Origin of the sequence: Dasania marina DSM 21967 (assembly GCF_000373485.1) — a bacterium.
GTDB classification, from domain to species: domain Bacteria; phylum Pseudomonadota; class Gammaproteobacteria; order Pseudomonadales; family Dasaniaceae; genus Dasania; species Dasania marina.
In genome coordinates this window covers 255,990-278,682 of record NZ_KB891585.1, presented here as the reverse complement: position 1 = coordinate 278,682, position 22,693 = coordinate 255,990, and the positions used below count along the sequence as shown (strand labels likewise).

Here is a 22,693-nt window from a genome sequence, read left to right as displayed (position 1 = left end):
GGGCCTAGCGGCTAGTTAAATGGTTGCCTAAGCAAGATTAACGATCTTTTATATTAAAGTTTTATGCGCTTTAAGCGATATAAACACTATATTTGTGTGTAGGCAGATCTTCGTGGTGCTAGATATCTTAGTGGTAAGAAGTCTTATTAAGAAGTATTACGCATAGAGCTTGTAAAAATCATAAATAGATGTCGCATAACAAACTGGATATAGGTCTTAACAATGTTAAAAAAACACCTAGCAATTCGATTGCTTTGCATTACTATTTTAACAGTTACTATAGTGATGGCTTTGTCGGGGGCCTATACCTATAAAACGACAGAAAAAAACGTTATTGCCGATGCTGAAGAAAGCATACAACTTGCATTGGAACGCTTACAGCTAAACCTTCCTGCCTTAATCTGGAACTTCGAAGAAGAACAGCTACAACGTGTAGCCCGCTCTGAGCTTAAAAGCCACTTTGTTAATTCCATTACTATTGTATCGGATAGCGGTGACGAGCTGTTTTCCGGTGGTGAAAAAACCGGCAAGAAATTTAGTCAACAGCTAAGCCATAACGACGGTGATGATGTCAGCGTGGTGGGTAACATCATCTTGACGCTGGATCACAAAAAAATCGACAAAGAGCTCAACGGCGCACTGCAAAATGCCATTACCCAAATTATTATTATCGTTGTCGTACTGTCAGCCTTACTGATTATATTAGTGCGTAGCATGGTCACTAGGCCTATCAATTTAGTGTGTGAAGGGATTACTGATATCGCCCATGGTGATGGCGATTTAACCCAGCGCATGCCAGTGCGAGGCCATGATGAAATGGCCGTGCTATCAGAACAGTTCAACTTATTTGTTACCCAAATACAAACCTTAGTGTCATCGACGATGCAATCTATCGTAAAACTCAATCAGTTTGCCGGTAATGTGCAATCCTCTTCTGAACAAGTTACCGGCTTGTTGTCGCAACAACAAAATGAAACAACTTTAGTCGCTACAGCTATTACCGAAATGAGTGCCAGCGCTAAAGAGGTGGCCGAGAACGCTCAAAATACCGCCGAAGCCGCTAACCATGTTAAAGCGGACGCTGAGAATGTACACGCCATAGTTACCCATTCTATAGAGTCTGTGCAGTCACTGTCGGGTCAGTTAGAAAAAACCAGTCAAGTAATAGATGACCTCGAAAACGAAGTGCAAGGTATAGTTACCATTCTTGAGGTGATTAGTGGCATAGCTGAACAAACCAATTTATTAGCGCTGAACGCCGCAATAGAGTCGGCCCGAGCAGGTGAGCAAGGCAGGGGCTTTGCGGTGGTGGCTGACGAAGTACGAGCCTTGGCTAGCCGCACCCAACAATCAACCACAGAAATTAACACCAATATCAATAGGCTGAAAGAAGGATCATCCTTGGCGGTGCAAGTACTGAAAGAAAGTCGCTCCATTGGTGAAGAAACCGTAGAGAGTGCGAAAAAGAGTGGAGAATCTATTATTGCGATTGTGGAATCCACTAATCAAATCATGAATATGTCCAATCAAATCGCCACAGCGGTAGAAGAGCAGAGCTTGGTTTCCAATGACATTGATAGAAATATAACTCGCATAGTGACTACCGGTGAAGAAAGCAGCCATATCGTCAAGCACATTGCCGACCAGGCAACGCAGTTGGCCGCTCTATCGAAAGAGTTAGATTTACTAATACACCGCTTTAAGGTTGAGTAACTGATAAAAGATTAAGGGCAGCAGTGGCTTTATGGGCTTGCTATAAAGCATAATAACCGGCACTCCCTCAACGCCAGAATTAATTGGGCGTTAATAGCCTTTTAATAAGCAAGGACAAAAGTGATCAAACGTATAAAAAATAGCCTTAAGCTGCCGTGGGCTTGTTTTTTGATGTATAGCTTTGTTACTTATTTGAGCCCGGTGCTAAGCCATGGCAAAGAAATCTCTTTGGTTGGCGAAGAATATTGCCCGCATAATTGCCAGCCTGATTCAACTAAACCTGGCTATCTTATTGAAATCGCACAACTAATTTTTAAGCAAGCAGGGTATACCGTTAGCTATAATATTATGCCTTGGTCTAGAGCCTTGCATGGCGCACGCTATGGGGAATTTGATGCCGTAGTGAGTGTGGGGCGAGCCGAAGCGCTAGGCTTTGTTTTTCCAAGCTCAACAATGGGCCATGCTAGGCATAGTTTTTACACTTTAGCCAATAGCACTTGGCAGTATACCGGCGAGGAGTCTTTACACGGCGTTCGCTTGGGTGCTATACAGGACTATTCCTACGGTACTTTTTACTATCGCTACATAGTGCCTAATATGCAACAGCCTGATCGGGTACAAGTTATACGCGGCTACAACGGCCTAGCTAGAAACCTAAAAAAACTCGCCTCGGGTAGAATTGATGTGTTGGTAGAAGATCAGTTTGTGATGGACTATTACCACTTTCACAAAAACATGGGTGTGCAGTTACGGTTGGCCGGGGTTGCTGACGAAGAGGATTTGTATATTGCGTTTTCGCCTACCAACCCTGAGTCCCAACACTATGCTATGTTATTACAGCAGGGCTATGAGCGTTTACAGGCTACAGGCCAGCTGAAAAAAATAGTAGATAAATATTTCCCTCAAGCTTAAAAACCGTAACAGCTAAACCATATGCATTCGTTATAAGCTGCTACTAGCTAGGGCTTTCTCACGGTTATATGTGACGCCTGCCATTTTGCTTTTAGCCATCGCTTAGTCAAAAGCAGAATGGATAGCAGCAAAATAGAAAGCTGTACTAGCATCCCTTGCCAGGTCGAATTAATACCTAGCCACTCTATATGTAGGGTAAAGGGCAGTGGGCTAATAGTAATAATAGCGGCCTCTTGCAGGGCGGTAATCGCTTTTCCAGCCAATACAAAAGACAGCGCCAGCAGCAGATAAGTCGTGGTTGAAAAAAACTTCGCGATAGGCAGTTTGACTGAGTATTTCACCATGGCCCAGGCAATCACAAATAACACTAAAACCGCTAAGCCAAAGCCGCTAATGAGGTGCACTTGCTGTGACGCTGCCGCTTGCGTTAATAGCGACTGGTAAAATAACACGGTTTCAAAAACTTCACGGTAAACAGTAATAAAGGCCAGCCCCGAAATACCCCAGAGTGTCCCCGCCTTTAAATTGCGATCAATATTTTTTTGTATATAGCTTTGCCATTGCTCAGCATTAGTTTTGCTATGCATCCAAAAGCCCACATAAAACAAGACTATGGCAGCGATTAACGCCGCAACACCTTCCATAATCTCACGGCTGGCACCACTGATAGTAATTAAATACTGCGCTACCCACCAGGTTACGCCGCCGGCCACCAAGGCAGTTACCCAGCCAATATGCAGGTATCTAAGCGCTTCTTTCTTCTGTGCGCGTAGCAGTAAGGTCGATAGCGCAATAATAACCAGCAGAGCCTCTAAGCCTTCACGTAATAAAATAAGAAAACTGGCGCTGAATAGGGCGCTATTAGACATAGCATGTTCTGTTAATAAGGCTTCGGCCTGTTGCAATTCAAGCAAAACCGTCTCAATGGCCTGATCAACTTGCTGAATAGTATGCTGGCTATTGAGTTGTTGGCGTAAAGCTAAAAGCTTCAGCTCTATAGACCGGCGCAAAACTTTATCGCGCGCATCCAAATTGTTTTCCAACAACTCAAATCCATCTAAATAGGCACTAACTGCTAAATGGGTAGCCTTATCGTATTCACCTTGGTGGTGGGCAAGGACGGCTTCATTAAGGCGTTGCCTGGCAATGGCTAAGGGAGATTGTTTTTGCTGAAACAGTACGGCAGGGTTGCCGCGCGCCTGCTCAAGCTCTAACCACAGGCCAGCGTCGTCTTGGCGGTTGAGATCAGCGGGGCTATACAAAACCAGATCCTGTAGCGCTAACGCAGGCTTATTGTTGGCAGCGTTATCACTAGCCGTAAATGCTAGGCTGCCAGCATAAAAGGCCAGCGACCAGCGTTGTTGCTCTGACAACTGCTTAAAGGAGGGCATAGCTGTGCCCTCTATACCTTCGGAGATAGCATCGTAAAGCCCTAACAGTGATCGGTTTAACGCTCGTTCTTTATCGGTAAAGTCCGTGGGTGTGGGTTCAAGCTGCTGGGCGAGTATGCCATCACCTTTGCCTGTTAAGCCGTGACAGCTGGCACAATTGTTTTCAAAAAATTGTTGCGTGGTTGCTTTAGCTGCCAAGGCTCTGGGTAGGGATAGTTGTGGCGATAACGCCAGCATTTTGCTACGCAGCTGGCTGGATAAGCTTTGAATAACCGCAATATCCCGCTTATCAGTAACCGCCGTCTGTAATGATTTCGCTAGGCCTATTATCTCGGGCTTATCCTCTAGCAGGCGCTGGCTTTTTTCAAGAATAAGGGCAGAGAACTCTACCATCTCCTGATATTCCGCAGGGTCAGCTATCTCCCCCTCACTAACCGCAGCGCTGTAATCTACCCCTACATATTCGGCCAGCTGCAGCAATTGGCGTAGCTGATCAGCGGGTGCCGCCGTTGCGTAGCCCGATACACTAATGGCAATAAAAAGGAATAGCGCGCTAAAAGACATAGTGAGGCGGGAAGAATAGCTGTAGATGGACATGTGTAGGCTAAACCTTAATACAAGTGAGAATGATTCCTATTATAGTCCGTGTAGCCTATAGTGAGTCAAGCGAGTTGTGTGCTTACTGGCTAAAGATTGGGGTTATTTGGTTGCAAGCCATGTACTTGTTTACAGCGGTTCTGGCTGAACAGGCCATACATGAAGCCGATCCTTACCTGCAAGCAAGCCTTCGTGCGTTTGTTGCTGTAGCCGCCCTAGGTCTAGACGCCGAGCATCGGCAATAACTTCCCCGGCTTTTATGTCACCCGCACTTCTACCTATAATGTACTGCATACCGAGTTCTAACGCAGGCTGCTAAATGGAGTAGCTGACATCAGAACGCAGGTTTGCGCATCTTTGATCTGCTAAGCCCGCAACCACGTATAGAGGGGATATATTAGGAGGGGCGATAGTATGGGTTATAACTTAACAGTCTCTGCACGATAGTTTTTGGGTGAAAGCTCTGTCCATGCTTTAAAAGCTCTGGCGAATACTGCAGGGGCTGAGTAGCCTACGGCCTCGGCAATTTTACTCAGTGGCAATGAGTATTTTGTGAATAACGCTATGGCTCTATCTCTGCGAACTAAATCTTTCAGTGGTTAGTAGCTACCTTGCTCTTTTAATTTCCTTATCATCGTCCACTTGGTCATATGTAATAACTCAGCTGCTGTATCTAAGTTTGGAAATCCTTGTTTTAGGTGATCGCATAAGATGTCTTTTAAATCATAGGAGGTACTAAAGTCTGTTTTTGGCTGAAAAATAAATATACAGGGCGGCGCTCAATAAATGATTCTAGTGTTTTGATAAATCTTTCTGACTAAATTTTAATTTTTATCTGAGGCAAATCAATAATATTTTGATCCCAGCCTAACGTCGTAGGATTTTTACTGCATCTACGCCTTCAGTTAGGCAAGCGTCTGCGACTGCCAAAGCTGCAGCTCATCAACAATATGCCTTACGTATATCCTGACTCTATACTGCTGGAATGGACGGTGTATGGCGAATTCACTGCTATTGGCAGTGGATTAGCACTGCACTTACCTCTGGTGTTCGTAAAGCACCAAATTAGATGTGTTTAGCATCTCCTCAATGAAGGGGGCAGTGTGTAGTATTAGTATAGGTGTCAACACTTGGTAACTGCATAATCAACAAAAATAACCCTTAGAGAGTCGATATGTTACACATTGTCAGAGGTCTAAAATCATCAATATGTGTCGGAGTTACACTGCTAAGCGCTGCCGCTGTCAGCGTTCAAGCGGAGAGCTGGGATATCACCAACACGGGGCAACCTTACGATGATGCCGAGTTTTCAGTTAGCGAAGGCACCTGGATGAGCGTAGATGTTAGCCCCGATGGAAAAACCATAGTGTTTGACCTGCTTGGTGACCTCTACAGGATACCGGCAAGTGGTGGTGAAGCTAAGCTGATTAGTGGTGGTGCAGCCCTTGAACGTATCCCCAGCTTTAGTCCCGATGGCTCTAAAATACTCTATGTAAGTGACCTCAGCGGTGAGGATAATCTCTGGATGGCAAATACGGACGGAACGGGTGCCCGTATGATAACCCAAGAAACAATTAATATGCTGACTAACCCGGCTTGGAGTGCGGATGGCCAATATGTAGTGGCGTCGCGTGTCGGTAATACCTTTGCAAATCAGAAGATGTCTACCTTAGAACTGTTTCATATCAATGGCGGCAGTGGCCGGACACTAGTCGAAACACCGGAAAATCAACGCGATGTACAAGAGCCTAATTTATCAAGTGATGGCCGGTATATTTACTACACCCAACGTCTAGTCGATCATCATATCTATGTGGATGCCAATCATGTTAACTACGGTATTATGCGGCGCGATCTGCAAACTGGAGAAACAACAGCCTTGATCAAAGGCTTTGGCGGAGCGCTGTCTCCCCAAGTCTCGCCAAATAATCAACGGCTTGCATTTGTACGTCGTGTAAAAGATAAAACGGTTTTATTTGTTTATGACCTTAATACCGGCGAGCAGCATCCTGTTTATGCTGATTTAGATCGTGATCAACAGGCCGATTTTTATCTACAAGGAGTTTATTACCCTCAGTTCGATTGGTTTCCAGATAACAAACACGTTGCGATTTGGGGAAAAGGTAAACTTTTTAAAGTGAATATGGACAGCGGTGAAACGCAGGAAATTCCATTTGTTGCGCACAGCAAGCACAAAATTATTAAAACCCCTCGCTTTGCGGATGACTTAGCGCCAGATAAGCTGTCGGTAAAAACCGCTCAACAATTAGCTATTGCTAATAAGCAGTCAGAGCTTGTTTTTCATGCGCTGGGCTATCTATGGAAAAAAACATTGCCCGACGGCATTCCCGAGCGCATCACCACTTCAAAAGCCTTTGAATTCGACCCCACCTTTTCGCCAAATAATCGCCAACTTGCTTACGTAACATGGGATGACGAGAAAGGTAGTGCGTTAACCCTGATGTCGCCAAGCGGAAAACGTAAAAAAACATTAATGACAAGCCGTGGCGTTATCCGTCAACCTGCATTTTCACCTGATGGCAAAACCATTGTGTTTAGCATTGATGAAAATAGTAAAACCCTAGGCGGTTACCGGGCAAGGCCTGGTTTGTACACTATTGCAGTGAAAGGGGGTGAGCCAAAATTAATCGGTGATGTGGCCGAATCGCCTAGGTTTTCTAAAGATGGCAAGCGTGTGTATTACACTCGCAAAGAAATTAAAAACACCTTGTTATCCAGTGTGACTACCGATGGTTTTAATCACCGAGACCATGCGATAGCCAAAGGCGCTGATCGCCATGATGTACAACGTAGCCCCGATGGCAAGTGGATCGCTTTCAAAGAAGATCAGCAATACTATGTGCTGCCATATAAAGAAACAGGCGCATTAACCGAGATCTCAGCCCTAGACGGCGCTGTGCCTGTTACGACATTAACAGTATCCAGCGGTCATAACATCACGTGGTCAGCGGATTCAAGCACATTGTATTGGACTCTAGGTAAAGATGTATACCGGGTATCTAGCAATGAATTTGCAAGTCTGGCCAAAATACCTAGCCCCTTCACCGCAATCGGTTTGACGGTGGAAGGTGACAAGCCTAAAGGCGTTGTAGCTTTTACTGGCGGTCGAGTTGTTACCATGCAAGGTGATGAAGTTATAGCGCAGGGGACTGTGGTTGTTGAGGGTAACCGTATTATTGCGGTAGGTAATACCGATGATGTACAGATACCCAAAAATGCCCATGTGATCGACACCACAGGTAAAACAGTCATGCCGGGCTTGGTAGATATGCATGGCCATATAGACTGCTGTTATTACGGCGGATTAATGCCGCAAAAACATGCTAGCCATTATGCCGCTGCAGCCTATGGCATAACAACTAACTACGACCCTTATACTTCCGAAATACCTGCTTACGCAGCAACAGAGATGCAACAGGCAGGGGTTTTAGTTGGGCCACGATTTATTTCTTCGGGTAGAGTTATTTATGGTCGCCCAGGTAAGGGCGATACCACTTACCAACCATTACACAGCTACGCCGATGCTGAAAATGTCATGGTGCGAAAGCGTGCTTTAGGCGGCAGAGTCATCAAGAGTTACAAGCAACCTTCACGCCGTGCCCGTCAGCAATTAGTTAAAGCTGGGCGCGAGGCGGGTATTATGGTTGATGCTGAAGGCGAGAGTCATTTTTACTTTGATATTAGTATGATTATTGATGGTCACATGGCGCTGGAGCATGTTATTCCTGTCGCTAATTATTACGATGATATCGTGCAATTAATGGCCCATAGTGATATCGCCAACACACCAACGCTCAATGTTACTTTTGGAGAAATCATGGGGGAAAATTACTTCTATCAGACCACCCGCGCTTGGACTGACCCCAAAATTAAAGCTTATGTGCAAGATACCACCTCAAGTTATAGCCCCGTAGGTACACCGTATGCTGCGCCATTACATGTGCGTAGTATGACTAGCTTACACGCCGCTGAAGAGATATGGGATATCGGTTTTCGTGCGGCCAGCCGTTCTGTTAAAAAACTGGATGACGCCGGTGTGATTATCAATGCCGGATCTCATGGTCAGGTTTATGGTCTTGCCTTGCATTGGGAGATGCAATCTATGGCGCAGGGTGGTATGGCGAATCATCGAATTCTACGTACAGCCACTATCAACGGAGCCAAAACTCTGGGCGTAGAAGAGCAGATAGGTTCTCTGGAAGTCGGCAAACTCGCTGACATCATTGTCTTGGATAAAAACCCACTAGAAGATATACGCAACACCAATAGCGCCCTTTACACCATGATAAATGGACGTCTATACGATAGCGTTAGCATGAATGAAGTGGGTAATTATCATCGTCCTCGTAGCAAGTTTTACTGGGAGTTACCCGATTATCATGGCATCGATTGGAACGAGGCGTGGTCTGGCCAATAGGCTACTCGTTTAATAGTTTTAGTCACTTGTTTTAAATATTGGGGTGTACGATGCAGCAGTATCGATGTGCGATTATTTTTGTGTGTTTATTTTCCGCGCTGGGGTTTGTAGAGTCGGTAGTTGCAGATAGCTGGGATGTAAGTAATACCGGCCAACCCTATAAGGAGGTTGCCTTTACCCTAGAAGAGGGTACTTGGATGAGTGTTGATATACACCCAGATGGCCAGTCTTTAGTATTTGATTTATTAGGTGATATTTATCGTATGTCTACCTCTGGGGGGGAAGCCGCATTAATACACGGCGGCCCCGTCATGGTGCGTATGCCGCGCTTTAGCCCCGATGGAAAAAAACTACTCTTTATTAGCGACGAAAGCGGTGGAGATAATGTCTGGATGTCGAATGTGGATGGCTCCCAGGCCAGGCAAGTAACTCACGAATCCACTGATGTAGTAAGCAATCCAGTTTGGGACGCTAGCGGTCAATATATAGCAGCCACAAAGTTGTCATCCTTATACAGTGACTTATTCACCTCTGAAATACGCTTGTACAATACTCAAGGCGGGAGTGGTCAGCCCCTTTTAGAGTCTCCTAGTACTTTTCAAAATATAAGCCAGCCACAGTTTTCGCCCGATGGCCGCTACTTCTATTACACCCAAAAAGTCGGTGGCCCAGAGGGTACTGGCGTCTTTATTGATGCTAACCATACCGTGCACGCCATTATGCAGCGTGATCTAGAGACCGCTGAAACTCGGGAATTACTTAAAGGCTTTGGTGGTGCAACAACGGCGCAAGTTTCACCTGACAGTCGGAAAATCGCCTTTGTGCGCCGAGTAAAAGATAAAACCGTACTCTTTGTTTACAATCTTGATAGCGGGGAACAACGTCCTGTTTACGACGACTTAGATCGTGACATGCAAGGGGAGTGGATTGCCCAAGGCAGCTATTACCCACAATACGATTGGTTTCCTGATGGCCGTCATATTGCTATTTGGGGTAAGGGCAAGCTTTATAAAGTTGATACGAAAACTGCCACCGCTGAAGAGATTCCTTTTCGTGCTAGAACACAGCACCGTATTACCGAGGCAACCCGATTTCCACAGGTAGTGGCGCCAGAAACTTTAACGGTTAAAGCTATAAGGCACCTAGTGGTATCACCAGATAAGCAAGCTATCGTTTTCAATGCTCTAGGTCGCCTGTGGTATAAATCGTTATCCAATGGCGAGCCGAAACGCCTAACCGATACACTAGCCTTTGAGTTTGAGCCCGCATTTTCTCCCGATGGCAAGTCGCTGGTGTATGTAGAGTGGGACGATGAAAAAGGCAGTGCATTACGGCGGTTAACCCTTAAGGGGGGTAAGTCAGAAACCTTATTAAAAAACAGCGGCGTTATTCGCCGCCCCGTCTTTGCGCCGAATGGGAAAATGCTGGCGTATCAAATCCAAGAAGACAGCAAATGCATGGGGGGATTTGGTAATGCCAGTGGCATATACACACTGTCACTTACAGGCAAACGACAACCCTTTATACTTTCAAAAGAAGGTACAACGCCACAGTTCTCTCCGAACAGCAAACGGCTTTACTACCACTTAAATACAACTGTGGACAATACTGCCGCAACGCAACTTATCAGTGTGAACTTGCAGGGCTACGAGCCACGTGTGCATGCGCTTATGCAGTCTGCTGATCATTCAGATCTAACCCTCAGCCCTAACGCTAAATGGCTGGGCTTCAAAGAAAAACAAAATTACTATGTGATGCCCCTTGCTGATGCTGGCGGAGCAATGATGATAGCTGCAGCTAATGGAGTGACTCCAGTAGTTCAGCTTTCAGATGTCGGCGGTTACAATCTGACATGGTCAACTGATTCAGAAAAATTATACTGGATGTTGGGCGAAACACTGCACGGCCTAACGGTTCAAGGAATGAAATACAGCTCGCCTGTGTCGGTGGATCTTAAAGTAAAAGCCGATGTTCCCGAAGGTAGCGTAGCATTTATTGGTGCGCGACTAATCACAATAAGTAATGGTGTAATTGAAGACGGCACTTTGATTGTTAACGGCAATCGTATTGTGGCGGTTGGGCCACGTAAAGATATAAACGTACCTAGGGGCGCAAAAATAATCGATAGCCGTGGCAAAACTATTATGCCAGGGCTGGTTAATATGCACGGTCATGTTGACAGTTGTTACTATGAATCGACCGGCGGCACCCCTCAAAAGCAAGCCAGCCTGTACGCATCACTTGCGTTTGGTATTACCACCAATTTCGATCCTTATTCATCAGAGTTGGCCAGCTATGCGGCCAGTGAAATGCAACGTTCTGGCGACAGGGTTGGCCCCCGTGCGGTAACGGTAGGCAGTGTTGTGTACGGACGCCCAGGTAAATCAGACCCCGTCTATACACCGGTTGATAACTTATCTGACGCGCAAAATATAATGCTGCGTAAGCGAGCACTAGGTGGCGGCACCATAAAAAGTTACCGCCAACCCCTGCGCCAACAACGGCAACAGTTGGTTAAAGCTGCTAGGGAAGCGGAGGTCATGGTATCCATAGAGGGAGAGAGCCATTTCTATAATAATATCAGTGCTGTGTTAGATGGCCATAACACCATAGAGCATAACTTGCCAGTTGCGAACTATTACGACGATGTGATTCAGATTCTTGCCCATAGTCAAACAGCGAATACGCCAACACTGGTGGCTACCTTTGGTGAAATCATGGGTGAAAATTTCATTTACCAAAACAGTCGTCCTTGGGAAGACCCGCGTATAGACAGTTTTGTACCCGAGGTTACCAGTGGTTATAGCCCACTGGGAATTCAATACGCGGCACCGCTCTATGCCAGAGCAATGACCAGCTTACATGCTGCCGATGAGTTGTGGGATATCGGGTTTAAAGCCGTAGCGAGATCGACAAAGAAATTAGATGACGCCGGCGCGCTGGTTAATGTTGGGTCACATTCGCAGGTGCAGGGCTTGGCAATGCATTGGGAAATGCAGCTAATGGCCGAAGGTGGCATGAGTAATGAACGGGTACTCCGGGCGGCAACGCTCAATGGTGCAAAGACCCTGGGAATGGACAAGGATATAGGCAGCCTTGCAGTGGGTAAGCTTGCTGATTTGATCGTTCTAGATAAAAATCCCTTAGAAAATATTCTTAACAGTAAAACGGTTATTAAAACCATGATTGGTGGTCGGCTTTACGATAGCTATAGCATGAATGAAATAGGTAATTATAACCGCCCTAGAACCAGCTTTTACTGGGAGCTTGGCGATGATAAGAACACCGGTTGGAATAGGGCTGCAGAGGGGCAATAAGCCTATAAACATTATGGTGACAATGATGCACCGCTGCGGTGTTCTTTGGCACCTTCCGCAGTCGATGCTATCAAGGTACTGTTAAAATTCAGAAATTATTAAAGGTGGAGGTTCTTATGAAGCAAATATATACGAATAAAAAAAGATTTCTAGGAAGTGGAATGATGCTGGCTATAGCAATGCCCTTAGCCAATACAGCTGTTGCTAATGAAACAGCCCGCCTTGAGGAAGTTCTTGTAACGGCATCAAAGCGCGAACAACGGCTAATTGATGTGCCGATGGCGGTATCGACATTAACAGGCGATGAATTAAAAGTTAGAGGGATTGATAATATTCAGGACCTTTCTTTTGCCGTACCCGGTTTAACTATGCGAGAGGATGGACCTGGTAGCTATCAAGTATTTTTACGGGGTATTGCCAATGCTCATGGCGGCGGGGCATTAACCAGCATATATCAAGATGAAATACCTATGGTATTAACCGGGACCGAAATATTGCCTGTTCGGACACTTGATTTAGAGCGGGTAGAGGTTCTGAAAGGGCCGCAGGGAACCCTTTACGGCCAAGGTGCTGTGGGTGGCGCTATTAGGTATATTACCGCTCGCCCGAATATGGATGGATTTTCTGGACGTTTAGAAGGTGAAGCTTTTTCAGTTTCTGAAGGTGAGCTTGGTTTTGGTGCCACCGCAATTATTAATGCGCCTGTAGTAGAGGATAAATTTGCTGTTAGATTAGCTGCAGATTTCAAAGATGGTGGTGGTTGGCAAGACCAGCCTGAAGCTGGCATTAAAGATGGCAATGGCGAAGAATTAAAAACTGCACGTCTTAAAGCGTTATGGAAAGCTACAGATAAGCTAGAAGTGCTTGCTACAGTAATGACCTATAGCGCAGAATATGAACTGGGTCAGGGCTATGAACAGCCTGACCGTACTGTGTACGTCGCAGTTGATCCATCAACTAAATTAAAGCCTAAAGAGTGGGATTACGACGTTTATAATTTTGAGGTAACTTATGATTTAGGCTTTGCTGAGTTACTGAGTTCATCCTCTTATGTCGAAATGGACGTTAAATACCCATTCTCGTACTTCGGTGGCCCTGAAACTGTTTACGCAGGTGATCTCTCAGGTTACAGCAACCGACACAATTCGGGTGATCAATTTACACAAGAGCTGCGACTTGCCTCTACTGGCGATAATCAATTGCAATGGACGACTGGTGTTTTTTACAGTGATATGACGATGGATTTAAGCATACCCGAAGTCGCAACAGAATATTTCGGTATAGTTTATCTATCGGATTACTTCACCGAGCAAACCTCCGAATCTTACTCTGTATTTGCCGATGTTTCATATCAATTAACAGAGCAATTAAATGTAGGCTTAGGTGTTCGCTATTTTGAAGACGAGCAAACTGATCTTGTATCCGGTTCTGCTGGTGAGCAAAGCGGCACTTTTGATTCGGTTGATCCTCGTTTCTACTTAACGTATGCGGTAGATGACAATAAAAGTATATACGCCAGCGCGGCAAAAGGTTTCCGTAGTGGTGGTTTTAATGGCTACGATTTTGGCGGTGCTGAATTACCTGACTTTGACCCAGAGTCGCTTTGGAGTTATGAGATAGGTTATAAAGCCAGCTTGCTGGACGGTAAACTCTATGTAGATATGGCGCTTTATCACACTAAGTATGACGATATGCTGCGTCGAGGTTTGATCTTTATTCAAGGCCGTGGCTTCCAGTCACTAATCAGTAATATCGGTAAAGTGGAGGTCACCGGCTTTGATGGCTCTATAAACTGGAAAGCCACCGACGCACTAACTCTTGATGCATCGCTAGCTATTATCGATGCTGAGGTTAAGGCTATAGGCGCTACTGATACGGCGAATATCCCTGGGGATCCTATAGATTATGTTCCTGATTACAGCTTTACCTTAGGCGCCACATATGACTTTATGTGGACGGAGGCTAATCCTGGGTTTTTGCGCGTAGGTTATAGCTACAGAGATGAAATGCCCTATGTTGATAGAACCAGCTTTCCTGAAGAATATGTCGATCAGTTTTCAGACAAGATTGGTTTGTTGGATGCACGCTTAGGCCTAACCATGGGTGATATGAATTTTGAACTCTATGGTCAGAACCTGACTGATGAGAATAAATACATAGATCCCTACAGCGCATGGAATAACGCAAATCGTACACGCCCTCGTACCATAGGTATTAAAGTTGGCTACAACTTTTAAGCTCCTACCTTAAATGTCCAGCGCTGCAGTTTGCATAGAGTTTTTGTAGACTGTAGCGATGGATTTTCTACTGTTTTTCCCCTCAGTTAACACCAGTGAAAATTGATGCTAAATAGGTTTTGTAACATATTTTTTTAATGTCAAAGCTTCTATAAAGCGCTCAATAAATATTATATCTGTAGACCAGGTAACGGTAATATTTACCACCCCACTAAAAAATAACTGAAAGATTAACGCGCTGCAGAGAAAGTTAATTTCATTCCGAATATACGCTACACCTCACAGTCGTATCAGTCAGAATTGACACATACTAATTATGGCTATTTAATCCACATCTTTTTATTGCTGGTGATCGTATGTCACCAGGCCAATAGGAATTGACAATGGTTAACAAGATCGAATGTAGATTATTCTAGCTAATTGTAAATCAAAAGGAATTAGGATAATAAAATATGCAGATTAATCTAAATCGTTCAATTTTTAGAAAAAATTTAATGGCCAAAGCGTTAGCTTCAAGCGTTGTCTTAACTGTGTCACCCAGTGTATCCAGTGCACAAGAAAAAAACAGTGTAAAACTAGAAGAGGTTATAGTAACTGCTACGTCACGGGCTAGCTCAATACAGGACATTCCTTATAATATATCAGCAGTTCAGGGTGACCTTATAAACGCACAACATATCACAGATCAAAGCGAATTATTAAGATCAATGACAGGTATCGTTGTAGCTGATCGCGGCCAGAGAAATGCCGGTACCGTTAATAGCATTATTGTGCGTGGTTTGAATGTTGATGGGGGTAGTCAAGGTGATGTGGCTTTGTCTGCTGTGCCTACGGTATCCACTTATGTCGATGCCACACCAATTTTTTCTAATTTTCTTCTCAAGGACCTTCAGCGTGTTGAGGTGCTGCGCGGGCCCCAGGGTACCTTGTATGGGTCGGGCTCGCTCGGTGGCACGGTGCGGTATATTATCAATAAGCCTGATCCTAGCCAATTTGAAGCCAGTATAAAAACTGATTATAGCCAAACCCGAGGGTCTGACGGCAGTAATTTAAGCAATGATGTTATGGTCAACATACCTATTACGGACAATGTTGCTGTTCGTGTTGGTGCCGGCAATGTCGATAATGATGGCGTGATTGATTACAAAAACCTTTATCAGTTAAGCCCTGGAGGTGACCCACTGATTGATACTGGTGCTGGTGATTGCATAGCACCTGAAACAGCTACAAACGACCAAAAAGTAAATAATGGCTCGTGCTACCAAAATAAAGACGATATGGATTGGGTTGAAATATCCTATGCCCGCGCTTCTATACTTTGGAATATTAATAATGATTTAAGCGTTCAGGCCAGTTATCAGAAACAGTCCGACGAGACGGGTGGGCGTAGAGCTATTACCCCAGGCTCGGATTATGTTGGCAACAAATATGGGGAGTTTGACAATGGCTCCACACTCGCAGAACCTTCTTCCCGAGATGTAGAGTTAACCAGCCTTGACCTTGAGTGGGATATGGGCTTTGCCACCATGACATCAAATAGCTCTTATTATACACATGAAGGCAATGCTGAGAGCGATAATACAGCCATCTGGGTGAGCGGTGGAAGGCAGTTTTTTAATAACTACTATCCAGGAATGCCGCGTCCAGCGGTGGTTGCAGATCGTTCATTTTCTGATTCAGCTATCACACAAGAGCTAAGATTTGTCTCCAATGAGAGTTATAGCTCTATTGACTGGGTAGCTGGATTATTTTATATGGACCAGGAAAGAGAGGTGGGGCAGTTTAGCCTACAAAAAGGCCTTGCCGAATATGCACCTTTGGCCTTGGGCTTTGAAACAACTGAGATTGATACTATCTATCAAAGGGATGAAGAAATTAGCGATATTTCACTTTACGGTGAGGCCTCTTATAACATCACCGATGATTTACGTATTACAGGCGGCATGCGCTGGTTTAAAACGACATTTGAGAACACTGTACAGTTAGGCTTTCCTATATGTGTTTGTGATCCAACTGTGCCAACCGTGACTCAGCCCAGTTTTGAGGATGATGATGTTTTATTCAAGGTGAATGTATCCTGGGATTTAGATGATGAGAATATGTTGTACAGTACCATTTCTGAAGGTTATCGCCGTGGTGGATCCAATGCGATAGTGCCTTTTGGATTGCCCTTTGGTGAGCCTAACCATGAAACAATTTTGACCTATGAAAGCGACTCGGCAATAAACTACGAAGTGGGCATAAAGGGGAAAACAGAAAGCACCTCATATACTGTCTCTTTGTTTTATGTGGATTGGGATACCCCTCAAATTAATACCACAACAGGTGCTTTCGGTTTCTTTATGGCTGCTAATGGCCAGTCGGCAAGAACTCAAGGCCTGGAAATGGAAGTTGAAGGGTATTTGACTGATAGATTGCATTACTCTGCTGGATATACTTATACCAACGCTGAGTTAACAGATGATTTTATTGGTCGCCAGTTTAATAATATCATTGCTGAAGACGGTGAAGAGCTGCCAGGAATCCCAGATCAGCTGCTTAACGTTGCACTAGATTATACAATGCCTGTCAATGAAAGCTGGGATCTAGTACTAAGATTGAATGGTTACTATCAGTCAAATATGAAAAATTATATTACTGAAAATAGTACATTGTCTAAAAAACTAGAGTCTTTTTCATTATGGAATACATCGATAACGCTAGAGTCTATTAACTGGGCAGCCTCTTTGTATGTGAAAAATATTGGCGATGAGAAAGCTGTGACAGGGTCTTTTCCTGAAGCTTATCATGGCTTAGATACAGGGGTGTTTGAAAATTGGTTAGGCAATGGCGCTCGCGATAGCATTGCCAGTCCAAGGACTGTAGGGTTTACTTTGGCTTATCGATATTAGTCACAATACTAGTAGTATTATGGGCTTTGTTAGCATGAAGGGTTTAACTAAACCCTTCATGCTATTATCTTATTGAAACTTTATATAAGCACTAGCTGCGTAAACAACGCCTTGTAAATATGTTATGGTTTTTTGCTTACATAAATCTATGTTCTTGTGAAGCATTGCATCAGTTATATATCAAGTAGATGAAGCTAGAATAAATTTATTAAAGCATCATTCCTCGTTCTGAAAAACCATAATTTTGTATCTTATATAGTATGTGGTGAACTACTGCTGTGATCCTGTGCTGCCAACTATAGCTTGGCAAATGATTAGTACAGGAGTGGCTATGGAAATTACAATATAGACGCCAGAGCAGCGATCATGAATGGTAGGGGGTTTAGAGGGGATGCATTAAAAGGACTATAGAATATGACCATTGGCTGTAATAGCCAATGGTCATAACTTTAATAAAAGGCTGTATCAACGACGAGCTGTTTGCTGCCATTTACCGGGGTTGATAATTAGCTCATCTGTCGTTTCGAAGCTAAGTGTAAGCGGGTAGCGACCAGGCACCATAAATACATTCTTAGAAACGGGGATTAATTCGGTTGCTGTAGTACGCCCTATAGCAAATACGTCACGTAGCCCTGTAGCCTGTGCGTATAATTTACTACTGTCTCTGCTTATCGTGATTTGAGCAAACTCACTAAAGGTATACTCACCGGTTAGCTTATTTAGGTGCTTTTTATTTAAGCTTAATCGGTTATTAGCTACTGCGTGTTTTGGCTGCTCAGGCACCGAGGACAGTATGGCATCCCACATGACTTCTGATGCGACAGTGCCTAGCACTGCGGAGGACATAGTATTCTCCTCAAGTTCAGCTGTAGAAACGGCATAGAGTACATCGCCGTCGAAGATAGTGGTAAAAGGCTGAATGCCTCTGCCCATAGATGTATGGACTTGGGTGGCCAAACGTTTTAGCTCGGCTTGCGACATTTTCTGATTGGTTACTATTAAGCTAATGGTTGTGTTTTTACTGCTAGCCTGTTGTTGATCATCACCCCAGTCTGTTAAGTTATCAGGGAATTTGGCTAATAGCTCTGCGATGTCTATCTTTTCTGGCCAGCCTTCACCTTGATAGCAAGCGGCTATTTTTCCTTTGCGGTCTACAATAGCACCTAGGGAATTGACCACGGTAAAGGCGGCAATTTTTATGTCGCCAATTTCTCTATAGGCACCACCTTGTCCAGAAAACGCGTTGCAGCCAAACAGGCCACCGGAAACAGCTGAACGCCCTGCACCATGGGGGCCTAGCGGAAAGCTTCCTGTTTTTGCCGCACGATAGCTTGCTTGGGCAAGACGTTTGTCGGGGTATATTTCATTTAGCCTACGCGCCCCAAAATCAAATATAATCGAGCCTACCGACATCGCTATATTAGGCGTCAGGGAAAAGGCGTCGCCATCGCGAAGGCCGTCATCTTTTAGTGCCGTGGCCACCGCCGTAGTCGCTTCCAGCCCATACCACGAGCCGCCGGCAAAAACGACTGTATCGAGTTCTGCCATATCGTAACCTAGGTCCATATAGGGCGCATTAACAGTGCCTGGACCGCCACCGCGTACATCAACAGCAACATTAACCTTGCGATCGAAATGAAAAACGGTAACTCCCGTCGGCCCCTCTTCATAGCTGCCTGTACCGACTTTTATTATAGGCCAGTCATAATTTAGGCTTCTTTCACTTTTGCTGTTAATACGTGGCTTCAGGCTGTCCTGTTGATTTGCAGCTGCCCAAGATAGAGGGGCGGTAAGTGTGCTAATAAGAAAAATGATGGGAAGGTTAATTTTTTTACTAGAATCCATGCTCTTGCCTTGTTTGTTGATTTAAAGGGGTTTTATCCAAATTACTTTTTTTATGGTCTTTATCATTATCAAAACCGACAATCCAGCTGTGGTTAGCCCAATGATAAAAATGAATAATTGGCTGATGAAGCCATGACTTCTACCGCTGTGTAATGGCAATTGCCCAAAGTAGAATAAGTCACCTGCGGAACCAATTCGTGGTGTTTTTTTGCCAACTAGCTCACCATTTTCTGCGCTAAGATATAGCCAATTGTTGCCCATACCTGCGGGGTCACGAAAGCCAAAAGCCATGCCATAAAAATTATAGCTATGGCTATAAAAAAGCTCACCTATAGGCTGTGTCCAGCCTCGCTGCTTGCCCAATTTAATAGCCTGTTGATAAGCGTCTTGATAGCTGAGCAGTCGTTCCCCAAAATTAGTTTGCTTACGCTCAGCGTATTGTTCATAAATACTGGCAGTGACGGGAGAAAACAGCGACACAATGGGCTTAAATAGTTGCTGTGAAAAATTCATGGCGATACTACTAAGCGCAACCGGCAGCATTAATATTGCCAGTAAAACCGTAGTGGGTAGTGATAAGCCAAGAATGGATAGGCCTTTTTTTCTAACAACAGCGGTATACAGTAGCCACAAGCAGGCCAAGCCCCAAACACAGGCCACCACGCCCATAATTGAAGAGCCTATAGAGCCAGGCAGAGTTAATGAGTGGTGCAACTCATAGAGGTAATTAAGTAAGTTTTCAGCTTCAAAACAACATTTTCCCCACATACGAGCGCCAATAATTTCACCGTTTACTGGATCCATATAAAAGTAGTTGTTTTCAAGTTGTGCATATTGCCCGCTGCTTTCATCCCAGCTGGGTGAAACTGCTAGCATGCTGCTTCTACCAGGGGCTGCAGGTATTTGTTGGTACCACACTTCCGCCCCAGGCACTTTATTTTCCAGGCGAGTAATTAACTCTGAGGCAGGTAGTGCAGGGCCGGAACTGTTGGTTTGGTAAAACTGTGGGTTTAGCCATTCATCAATCTCATAATAAAATGCGTGGATGGCGCCGGTGAAAGCTGCAATAGCCAGTAACAATGCCATTATCGCTGTGCATAATAAAAAAGATCTTTGGATAAAAGTTTTCATGCCTCAGTTCCAAGTTTTTAAATAGGGGATAACTGATAAAAGTGACTTAATACATCATTATTAAGCCAGTAGTATACGGCTAGCTATAAGCTATTTCAGTTGCCAATTTGTCACCAAGCTATTCTGATTTAGCAACTGCCGGTGTGCTGGTAGTTGTGCTGCTGTACCCGAATATTTTCCGTACAGAGTCAACCCCGATTAAGGCGCTAGACTCTAGGTATAACTCTATTTTCATGCCGCTTTCCCCCCTGATATGTAGCTGTAGCGCCTTTCTACAGGGCTGTTGCCAATTTATCACCATGGCTACAGCAATTGGCAACTTCCTCATAGTCTTGATTTTCTTATACTGGCTCGAAAACGTAGCGCTAACTAGGCATGGGAGAGCTGATGAACGAGTTTGCAATGATCAACAAGCCTATAGATAGGCTCAAAAAAATTATATTTAGCCCATTTTCAAAATGGATATTGTGTTTATTGCCTCTATCGCTAAATGCTGCAGAGAGCAATCGTGTTTTTGCTGCTGGCGGGTCTTGGTCTGATGGTGATGGTGGCGTGGTAGTCATGCAAAAAAATGGCCAGTTTTTAGAGGTAGATGGAAAAGATAACTATTCAATTTATCGCGCTACTTGTTTGCTTTCAGAAAATGCTAGCCGTGCGCAATGTCAAGGGCATGGCGTGCAATATAAAACGGGCCGTCGCTTTCTTTTAAACAGCCAGTGGCAATTGGGTGATGGCAATATTACTGAGCATTGGCAGGCCCGCTTCGCAGACAAAACGATAAGTGGTGAGTTGCTATTGAAGCCTATCGCTAACTCGCCTTAGCAATATGGCCTTTATTGATAATTAAATTAATGCAATGAGAACTAAAAAACTTATGGAAATTTATAAAAAAATTAGCTCAATTAACAGTGGCTTGCTGGTATTTTCTGTTGCCATGACCTCGGTGGCGGCAGTGCAGGCAGATGAGCTTAAAACGATTCGTGAGGCCATCACTGTACAGGAACGTCAGCTTGATTCATTAAAACTTAGATTAGAGCGGCTTGAAACTGCTAACAGCCGTGCTGATGGGCGTATAGAGGAAACGCTAATCTTGCCATCAAACAACACGGCGATAAGTTGGGGCAACCCAGCCCCGAAATTTAGTGCAAAGCCCGAGGGTTTTACCTTTAAATCACGGGGTAAGCTGCAAGCTGATGCTATGTATGCTGATGACGATTATGGTAGTGGCACTGAAATCAGGCGCGTACGCCTTGGCGTGCAAGGTGATATTAGTGGTTCTACAGATTACGTAGCAGAAATAGATTTTAGTAATAAAAAAGTAGGCTTCGAAGACATATTCATTCGCTATAAATTAAGTGAAGTGACATCCATTAGGGTAGGTCATCACGAAGCCTCAGTGTCACTGGATGACGAAACCAGTGATTCCAACCATAGTTTTCTTGAGCGTTCGCTGCACAATGCTTTGAGTTTAGGTCGTTCTGTAGGCATAGGGCTTGAAACTCAGGGCACTTGGTGGTCTTTGAACACGGGTTTGTTTGGTAAGCCAGAATCTGATACTACAGCAGGTCAAAACGAAGGTTGGCGTTTTGCCTCACGGTTATTAGTGACTCCTTGGCAAAATGATCAACAAACACTGCATATGGGGGTTGCTGCTTATTATGTTGAGCTGGATGATGATGGCGATTACCGATTAAGCAGCCAGCCAGAGAATCACCAGCTAGCCGCGTTGTTTGATACCGGTACTCACAGCGCTAATGATATCAGCTATACCGGCCTAGAAACGGCTTATCAGTATAATAATGTGTTATTGCAGGCAGAGTTAGGTCAACAAACGGTAGATTATATGAATTTGCCAGATGCTAGTTTTGTTAGCGGCTACCTGCAGGCCGCCTGGATTATTACCGGCGAGCAGCGCAGCTATCAACGTGGGCGTGGTAAGTTTGGTGGCATAGTACCGACCAACGGTGTAGAGGCCGGCGGCTTAGGCGCTTTAGAAATGGCCTTGCGCGGTAGTTATATGGATTTGGTGGACGGTGATATTTATGGGGGGAAAGGTCATGTCTATACACTAGGCCTTAATTGGTACCCCCGGGCTCAGCTGCGAGTTTCTGCGAATTTAATACATTTTGATGTCAGCGAAAGCATAGCGGTACAGCCCCAAGGATCTACCGACCATAGCGGTAATTCTTTGGTATTGCGTAGTCAGTTAAGCTGGTAATAG

13 protein-coding genes are annotated in these 22,693 nt (G+C 44.6%); 9 read left to right on the top strand and 4 right to left on the bottom strand.

What is annotated here, in order from left to right; translation table 11 throughout:
• Positions 1-222 precede the first annotated feature (222 nt).
• Positions 223-1,713, top strand: a complete 1,491-nt coding sequence (locus tag B067_RS20265; protein ID WP_019530098.1) for a methyl-accepting chemotaxis protein — start codon at positions 223-225, stop codon at positions 1,711-1,713.
• Positions 1,714-1,833: 120 nt separating this feature from the next.
• Positions 1,834-2,625, top strand: coding sequence for a substrate-binding periplasmic protein (locus tag B067_RS20260; RefSeq protein ID WP_019530097.1), 792 nt, complete (start codon positions 1,834-1,836; stop codon positions 2,623-2,625).
• 47 nt (positions 2,626-2,672) lie between these two features.
• Here the strand turns inward: B067_RS20260 and B067_RS0110775 are convergent, their stop codons facing one another.
• On the bottom strand, positions 2,673-4,613 hold the full coding sequence (locus B067_RS0110775) for a cytochrome c/FTR1 family iron permease (protein WP_019530096.1): 1,941 nt from the start codon (positions 4,611-4,613) through the stop codon (positions 2,673-2,675).
• A 119-nt stretch (positions 4,614-4,732) separates the two neighbouring features.
• Between B067_RS0110775 and B067_RS22255 the strand changes: the two genes are divergently transcribed.
• Positions 4,733-4,858, top strand: coding sequence for a hypothetical protein (locus B067_RS22255; protein WP_276201902.1), 126 nt, complete (start codon positions 4,733-4,735; stop codon positions 4,856-4,858).
• A 174-nt stretch (positions 4,859-5,032) separates the two neighbouring features.
• Here B067_RS22255 and B067_RS22355 read toward each other — a convergent pair whose 3' ends face one another.
• A complete protein-coding gene (locus tag B067_RS22355; RefSeq protein ID WP_083921410.1) occupies positions 5,033-5,209 on the bottom strand; it encodes a helix-turn-helix domain-containing protein in 177 nt (58 codons plus the stop codon).
• Between the two features lie 578 nt (positions 5,210-5,787).
• Here B067_RS22355 and B067_RS20255 point away from each other — a divergent pair.
• From B067_RS20255 to B067_RS0110750, 4 genes are all read left to right on the top strand, one after another.
• The gene (locus B067_RS20255; RefSeq protein ID WP_019530094.1) at positions 5,788-9,051 is read left to right on the top strand and encodes an amidohydrolase family protein; all 3,264 of its coding nucleotides are present in this window, start codon (positions 5,788-5,790) and stop codon (positions 9,049-9,051) included.
• Between the two features lie 50 nt (positions 9,052-9,101).
• Positions 9,102-12,368 (top strand): amidohydrolase family protein, encoded by a 3,267-nt coding sequence (locus B067_RS20250; RefSeq protein WP_019530093.1) that lies wholly within the window; start codon positions 9,102-9,104, stop codon positions 12,366-12,368.
• Positions 12,369-12,484: 116 nt separating this feature from the next.
• Entirely contained in the window at positions 12,485-14,605 is a 2,121-nt protein-coding gene (locus tag B067_RS0110755) for a TonB-dependent receptor (protein ID WP_035801979.1), read from the top strand.
• A gap of 452 nt (positions 14,606-15,057) precedes the next feature.
• Positions 15,058-17,496 (top strand): TonB-dependent receptor, encoded by a 2,439-nt coding sequence (locus B067_RS0110750; protein WP_019530091.1) that lies wholly within the window; start codon positions 15,058-15,060, stop codon positions 17,494-17,496.
• Between the two features lie 465 nt (positions 17,497-17,961).
• On the opposite strand, the gene B067_RS0110745 is transcribed toward B067_RS0110750, so the two are convergent.
• Together B067_RS0110745 and B067_RS20245 are read right to left on the bottom strand one after the other, a co-directional pair.
• Positions 17,962-19,341 (bottom strand): P1 family peptidase, encoded by a 1,380-nt coding sequence (locus B067_RS0110745; protein ID WP_019530090.1) that lies wholly within the window; start codon positions 19,339-19,341, stop codon positions 17,962-17,964.
• A 21-nt stretch (positions 19,342-19,362) separates the two neighbouring features.
• Positions 19,363-20,472 (bottom strand): PepSY-associated TM helix domain-containing protein, encoded by a 1,110-nt coding sequence (locus tag B067_RS20245; protein WP_083921409.1) that lies wholly within the window; start codon positions 20,470-20,472, stop codon positions 19,363-19,365.
• 387 nt (positions 20,473-20,859) lie between these two features.
• Between B067_RS20245 and B067_RS0110730 the strand changes: the two genes are divergently transcribed.
• Positions 20,860-21,294 (top strand): hypothetical protein, encoded by a 435-nt coding sequence (locus B067_RS0110730; protein ID WP_019530087.1) that lies wholly within the window; start codon positions 20,860-20,862, stop codon positions 21,292-21,294.
• 52 nt (positions 21,295-21,346) lie between these two features.
• Complete coding sequence (locus tag B067_RS0110725) at positions 21,347-22,690, top strand: OprO/OprP family phosphate-selective porin (protein ID WP_169335569.1); 1,344 nt, start codon at positions 21,347-21,349, stop codon at positions 22,688-22,690.
• The last annotated feature ends 3 nt before the right edge of the window (positions 22,691-22,693 follow it).